The organism is Halomicronema sp. CCY15110, assembly GCF_016888165.1.
In the GTDB taxonomy this organism is placed as follows: domain Bacteria; phylum Cyanobacteriota; class Cyanobacteriia; order Phormidesmidales; family Phormidesmidaceae; genus Halomicronema.
The window spans coordinates 1-5,958 of record NZ_JACSWC010000053.1 but is presented as its reverse complement, the minus strand read 5'-3'; the positions used below and the strand labels follow the sequence as shown (position 1 = coordinate 5,958).

Annotated in this window: 3 protein-coding genes and 2 pseudogenes; 2 read left to right on the top strand and 3 right to left on the bottom strand. The window is 56.2% G+C overall.

Translation table 11 applies throughout. The features are described 5' to 3' along the window. A pseudogene (locus JUK32_RS00510) lies at positions 1 to 187 on the bottom strand (IS4 family transposase); the annotation flags it as partial. Positions 188 to 350: 163 nt separating this feature from the next. Then, a complete protein-coding gene (gene gmd, locus JUK32_RS00505) occupies positions 351 to 1,424 on the bottom strand; it encodes a GDP-mannose 4,6-dehydratase (protein ID WP_204136911.1) in 1,074 nt (357 codons plus the stop codon). Positions 1,425 to 1,815: 391 nt separating this feature from the next. Between gmd and JUK32_RS00500 the strand changes: the two genes are divergently transcribed. After that, the gene (locus JUK32_RS00500) at positions 1,816 to 2,448 is read left to right on the top strand and encodes a hypothetical protein (protein ID WP_204136910.1); all 633 of its coding nucleotides are present in this window, start codon (positions 1,816 to 1,818) and stop codon (positions 2,446 to 2,448) included. A 669-nt stretch (positions 2,449 to 3,117) separates the two neighbouring features. Beyond that, positions 3,118 to 5,472, top strand: a complete 2,355-nt coding sequence (gene purL, locus JUK32_RS00495) for a phosphoribosylformylglycinamidine synthase subunit PurL (RefSeq protein ID WP_204136909.1) — start codon at positions 3,118 to 3,120, stop codon at positions 5,470 to 5,472. A gap of 9 nt (positions 5,473 to 5,481) precedes the next feature. Here the strand turns inward: purL and JUK32_RS00490 are convergent. Further along, positions 5,482 to 5,958 (bottom strand): annotated as a pseudogene (locus JUK32_RS00490) (calcium-binding protein); the annotation flags it as partial.

Here is a 5,958-nt window from a genome sequence, read left to right as displayed (position 1 = left end):
TTACCGATAGCGTTAGCGTCCGATCTCGAAGCTGACGTCCGTTGTCGTTGACGGTCTTGAGGTTGGCAAAGGTGCCGTGCGTGAGCCAGCCAATCAACCGCTGTTCCAGCGCCTCTGTCGGCGGGGCCGGCGGCGTCACGAACCGCCGAAAGTCAGGATTGCCTCGGCGTTTGTGAGGTTTGCTCATGGCGCTTAACCCAACACTGACGATTCAGATTAGCAGGGACAGCCCCAACCCGATTGACTTTTGACCCTATTTGTTAACTTGACACCTATGGCATCTTGCCTGCCTGGGAACCGCCGAGACGGCGATTCCAACTGATTCAATTCTCATTCCTAACGCTCGGCACTTAGGCCATGCTCTGGCTGAGTTGAGTGCGCCGAATGGTGGCCAACTCTGGATGGATGACTTTGTCCGGATCAACAATCCCCACCGCTTCTAGATCCGCGTCAACCATGAGTTCCACAAGTTCCTGAAAAGTGACACTGGGTTCCCATTGCAATTGTTTTTTGGCTTTAGTGGGATCACCAATGAGCAGATCGACTTCTGCCGGACGCAGGTAACGCGGATCAAATTCTACATAATCGCGCCAGTTGAGATTGACCCGGCCAAACGCCAACTCTAGAAATTTTTCTACGGAGTGAGTTTCACCAGTGGCCACCACATAATCATCGGGCGTATCTTGTTGCAGCATCAGCCACATCGCCCGCACGTAGTCTTTGGCGTAGCCCCAGTCCCGTTTGGAATCGAGGTTGCCCATGAACAGCTTTTCTTGCTGCTTGGCGACGATGCGAGCCACAGCTCGAGTGATCTTCCGGGTCACGAAGGTTTCGCCCCGGCGGGGTGACTCATGATTGAACAAAATGCCGTTGCAGGCAAACAGGTCGTAAGACTCGCGATAGTTGACGGTTTGCCAGTGGGCGTAGAGTTTGGCGCAAGCGTAGGGACTGCGGGGATAAAACGGTGTCGTTTCCGTTTGCGGAATCTCTTGTACCTTGCCATACATTTCGGAGGAGCCCGCCTGGTAGTAGCGCACTTCATTGCCGGTGCGCTGCTGGTAGTCGCGGATAGCTTCGAGTAGGCGCAATGCCCCCATGGCGACGGTATCAACGGTGTATTCCGGTGAGTCAAAGCTGACGCGAACATGGGATTGTGCGCCCAAGTTATAGACTTCAATCGGTTCGACCTGCTCTAAAATGCGGCGGAGCATGGTGCCGTCATTCAGGTCGCCATAGTGCAAAAACATCCGCGCTTCTTCGTTGTGCGGGTCGGTATACACGTGGTCGAGGCGATCGGTGTTGAAGGTGGAGGTGCGGCGAATAATCCCATGCACCTGATAGCCTTTTTCTAATAACAGTTCGGTTAGGTATGAGCCGTCTTGGCCAGTGATGCCAGTAATGAGGGCACGTTTAGGATCAGTCATGACAGTTAAATGTCCTAGTTAAACGACGGATGCGGATGTAAGGCTCGCTGGCAGTGCAGTGGCGAAATTCAGCAGGCACGCTTTCGTTCTAGCTAGCCTACCAACTTGCCTCAGCTTGCGGTGAAACAGTTAGGTGCAGGCCAAGTCCAAACGCCGGGCTGGGCTTTCCTAGGTTACCCAGGGCAATGGCAAAGTTAGCTTCACAGGCACAACAAAAAATCATGGTTTTGGGTCAGCTTGTTGAAAAGGTAGAGAGGTAAGGATGCACAGGGAGTTGAGCGAAATTGCCCTAACCGTCACAAAGCGATCGCGGCTCCTCCGGCATTCCAGACTACAATCAGCAATACATGGGTTCTGCTTTGTTGTTGAAGTCACACCATCAATATCGTCTATGGATTTTTTAGACCAAGTCGCCACATCCCAACGTATCGGTAAGGTGGTGAAGTCAAACTCCCACTGCGATTACGTCATTCAAGTGGATGACAGTCATGATGTGGTGACGCCACCGAAGCCTGAAGATTACGGCTTTGGGCGGTTTGTAACGCTGGAGGATGGCGATCGCCACTGGGCGGTGGGCCTCATTTACAACTCCCAGCTCGTTAATCCCATGTTTCTCAACAATGGGCCACGCTTGTCGAGCGAACCCGACCCCATGTTTACGCCCGACCTCATCAGCGAAACCCGCACCCTATTGGGGATTGTGCTGGTGGGCAGTCTCGCAAACAACGGCTCCATGCCCTACGGTCAACACGGCATTCCCAAAGAGGTCGTGCCTGTTAACACCGATGTGTATAGTCTGGATGCTGAGACGGTGCATCGCTTCCACTGTACGGCCACGGGCCAGCCGCAATTTCGGTACTACAGTCATTTGCTGCGATCGGGCGGTTTGTTTGCCGCGCAGTTGACTCAGCAGGTGTTGACTGAACTCATTGACAGCAACCTCTTTACCGGAGCCGATCAGCGGGCGCTGACTGTGCTTTGCAAGGAACTCTCTTGGAAAAACACGATGGGAGCCATGCGCTAAGGGATTAACCAGCAAATCAGAGGCCAGTTGTCGGCAGTGGTTGGGACGTTGGGGCGGTTGCGAGTCAGAAGCAGGTAACTTTGATTGAGATCGCATCCCGAAGTCCAGCGATCGCGAAGAGTTGCGGGTTTTCACTGAACTTACACTTAGCACCCTGACTGACCCAGCGCGGCGGGAAGTTGCTAACAAAAACGCTCGAAAGCTTTGCCCGCACTGGAGAACAGGTTTCCACTCAAAAAACAAAAAAACCGATGAGACTCCCGTGTGCCCATCGGTTTGTGTGTGTTCCCTGTAGATGACTCGGCTAGAGTTGAGTCCTTATCAGTATGTTCAAGTACGTGAATTCTTCCAAGGATCTCTGTCACTGGACAGAGTGACAGAGATCACATGATTTTCTCCTGGATAATCTCAGTACGGCATTGTAGTCAGAAGGCTGGCCGTTGGTAGGAATCAACATTCTGACATCAGGGACCAATATTGCGAGGGCCTGTCACCATTGAACCGTCAAAGCCTGGCTGCAACAGAATCACAGGTCCTTGTGTGGTTGCGGAGTGCGGGCGCGACCATGCTTGGCCTTAAAGGTTGCGGGAACTAATTGAGGGCGCGCCCTAAGAACCTGAGGGATGAGCGGTAAAATAGTGCGGTTTCTACGAGCCAGGTTAATCCCGCATGGTTGCGCCCTTTTCCCCCGATGAGATTGCGTCTGAAGGCATCAAGCCTGACGAGTATGAAGAGATCGTTCGCCGGTTAGGCCGACATCCCAACCGGGCCGAGTTGGGCATGTTTGGGGTGATGTGGTCAGAGCATTGCTGCTATAAAAACTCGCGACCTTTGCTGAAACAGTTTCCGACGGAGGGCGATCGCATCCTGGTCGGCCCTGGTGAAAATGCGGGGGTCATTGATGCGGGGGACGGGCTGCGGGTGGCCTTCAAGATTGAGTCCCACAACCATCCCTCAGCGGTGGAACCGTTTCAGGGGGCCGCGACGGGGGTGGGGGGCATTCTGCGGGATATTTTTACCATGGGGGCACGCCCGATCGCGGTGCTGAATGCCTTGCGCTTTGGCACCTTGGACAATCCGCGCACCCGTCAGATCGTGAGTGGCGTCGTGTCGGGCATTGCCCACTATGGCAACTGTTTTGGGGTGCCCACGGTGGGGGGCGAAGTCACATTTGATCAAGCCTATGCGGGCAATCCGTTGGTGAATGCCATGGCGATCGGGCTGATGGAGACGCCGGAGATCGTGAAATCGGGGGCCTCGGGGATTGGTAATCCCGTCCTGTATGTCGGTTCCACCACAGGGCGCGATGGCATGGGCGGCGCGAGTTTCGCCAGTGCTGAACTCACTGATGCCTCCCAGGACGATCGCCCGGCAGTGCAAGTGGGTGATCCTTTTTTGGAAAAGTCTTTGGTGGAAGCCTGCTTGGAAGCCTTCAAAACGGGGGCGGTGGTGGCGGCTCAGGATATGGGGGCAGCGGGGATCACCTGCTCTACCTCGGAGATGGCGGCCAACGGGGGCGTCGGGGTCGATGTGGATCTCGATCAGGTGCCTAACCGCGAGACGGGCATGGTGCCCTATGAATATCTGCTGTCGGAATCCCAAGAACGGATGCTGTTTGTGGCGCACAAGGGGCGCGAGGCAGAGCTGATCGAGATTTTTGAGCGGTGGGGCCTGCACGCTGTGGTGGTCGGTGAAGTGATCGAAGAACCGATGGTGCGTATTCGTTTTCAGGGAGAGATCGCGGCGGAAATTCCGGCCAATGCCTTAGCCAATGACACCCCCCTCTATCACCGGGAGTTGATGACCGACTTGCCGGACTATGTGAAAACGGCGCGGCAATGGTCAGAGGCGGCTTTGCCCCTGTGCGATCGCGCGGGCCTCCACCTCCAAGCAGGTTCTCAAACTTGGACGGATGTGCTGAAGACGCTGCTCGACAGCCCCACCATTGCCTCCAAGCAGTGGATTTATCGTCAATACGATCATCAGGTGCAAAACAACACGGTGTTGTTGCCCGGTGGGGCCGATGCGGCGGTGATTCGCCTCAGGCCCCAAACGGGTGACCAAGCCGCCGCCTTTGTGAATACCCGTAAGGGGCTAGCGGCCACGGTGGACTGCAACGGTCGCCATGTATATCTCGATCCGTATGAGGGGGCGAAGGGGGCGATCGCGGAGGCCGCCCGCAACCTGAGCTGTGTCGGCGCAACTCCCGTGGCGGTAACCGATAATTTGAACTTTGGCAGTCCCGAAAAGCCCATTGGCTACTGGCAATTGGCCGAAGCCACGCGCGGTTTGGCCGATGGCTGTCGCGACTTTGGCACGCCCGTCACGGGGGGCAACGTCTCCCTTTACAACGAAACTTTGGACAGTGAGGGCAAGCCGACGCCGATTTACCCGACGCCTGTGGTGGGGATGGTGGGCCTGCTAGATGACGTGACTCAAGCCACTGGCCAGGGCTGGCGGCAAGCGGGCGATCAGATTTATTTGCTCGGGGTCAAGTTGGCTGCGATCGCGGATGCCCCTGATCACGTCACCCTGGGTGGTTCAGAATATCTGGCGGTGGTGCACGACACGGTAGCAGGTCGTCCGCCTAAAGTGGATGTGACGTTGGAACAGTCAGTCCAAGCGGCTTGTCGCCACGGCATTCTCCAGGGCTGGGTGCAGTCCGCCCATGATGCCGCTGAAGGGGGCTTGGCCGTAGCCCTGGCGGAGTCTTGCATCAGTGGCCAATTGGGAGCCCGCATCCAACTGCCCGAGATCGCGGCGGCAGCGCGCTGGGATCGGCTCTTATTTGGCGAAGGGGGAGCACGGATTATCGTCTCTGTGGCTCCGACCGCGATCGCCGCTTGGGAAGCCTATCTGCAAGCGCACCTCGACGGTAACTGGCAAAAGTTAGGAACAGTGGGCCAGCCCGCCGAACCGCTACAAATTACGACGGCTGATAGTCAGGCAATCATTGATGCCGCGATCGCGGATCTGGCTGCGGTCTGGGCCAGTGCGATCGAACGCCGATTAACCGCTAGCTAGCGATCGCCGTTACACCGCAACCCGCCCCTCCGCACGGCCAAACAAGAGATAGTGCTCAAAGCCACTGGCAAACGCCCCCCCGGCAACGGCGGCAGCCACATCGCCATAGCGCTCTAGATAGCCGCTTTGGTCAAACAGTGACGATGGATCGCGTCCTTCACCTTGGCCAACGGCAAAGAAATGGTACATACCCAGGGCAAAAGTCCCGGCTTGCACGGCGGCCGCGACATCCGGGTTCTTTGCTAAATAGAATGCCTCGTCAAATAAAAAGCCAGATTGTCGCCCTTCTTCGATGCCATACTCGGCATAGTGCTCGAAGGCGCTGTCAATGCTACCGGCCGCGATCGCACCCTTGACATCGGAATTGTTGAGCAAGTAATCATCGGCATCAAAAAACGCGTTGGAATTCCGACTTTCCGAGTGCCCAAAGGCAAAGAAATGGGCGATCGCGCTGCTCACAGTCCCATTCTCCACAGCCACAGCCAC

Excerpts from the sequence above, each read along its gene's own strand:
- gmd (WP_204136911.1), bottom strand. The coding sequence starts at position 1,424 with ATGACTGATCCTAAACGTGCCCTCATTACTGGCATCACTGGCCAAGAC.
- JUK32_RS00500 (WP_204136910.1), top strand. The coding sequence starts at position 1,816 with ATGGATTTTTTAGACCAAGTCGCCACATCCCAACGTATCGGTAAGGTG.
- purL (WP_204136909.1), top strand. The coding sequence starts at position 3,118 with ATGGTTGCGCCCTTTTCCCCCGATGAGATTGCGTCTGAAGGCATCAAG.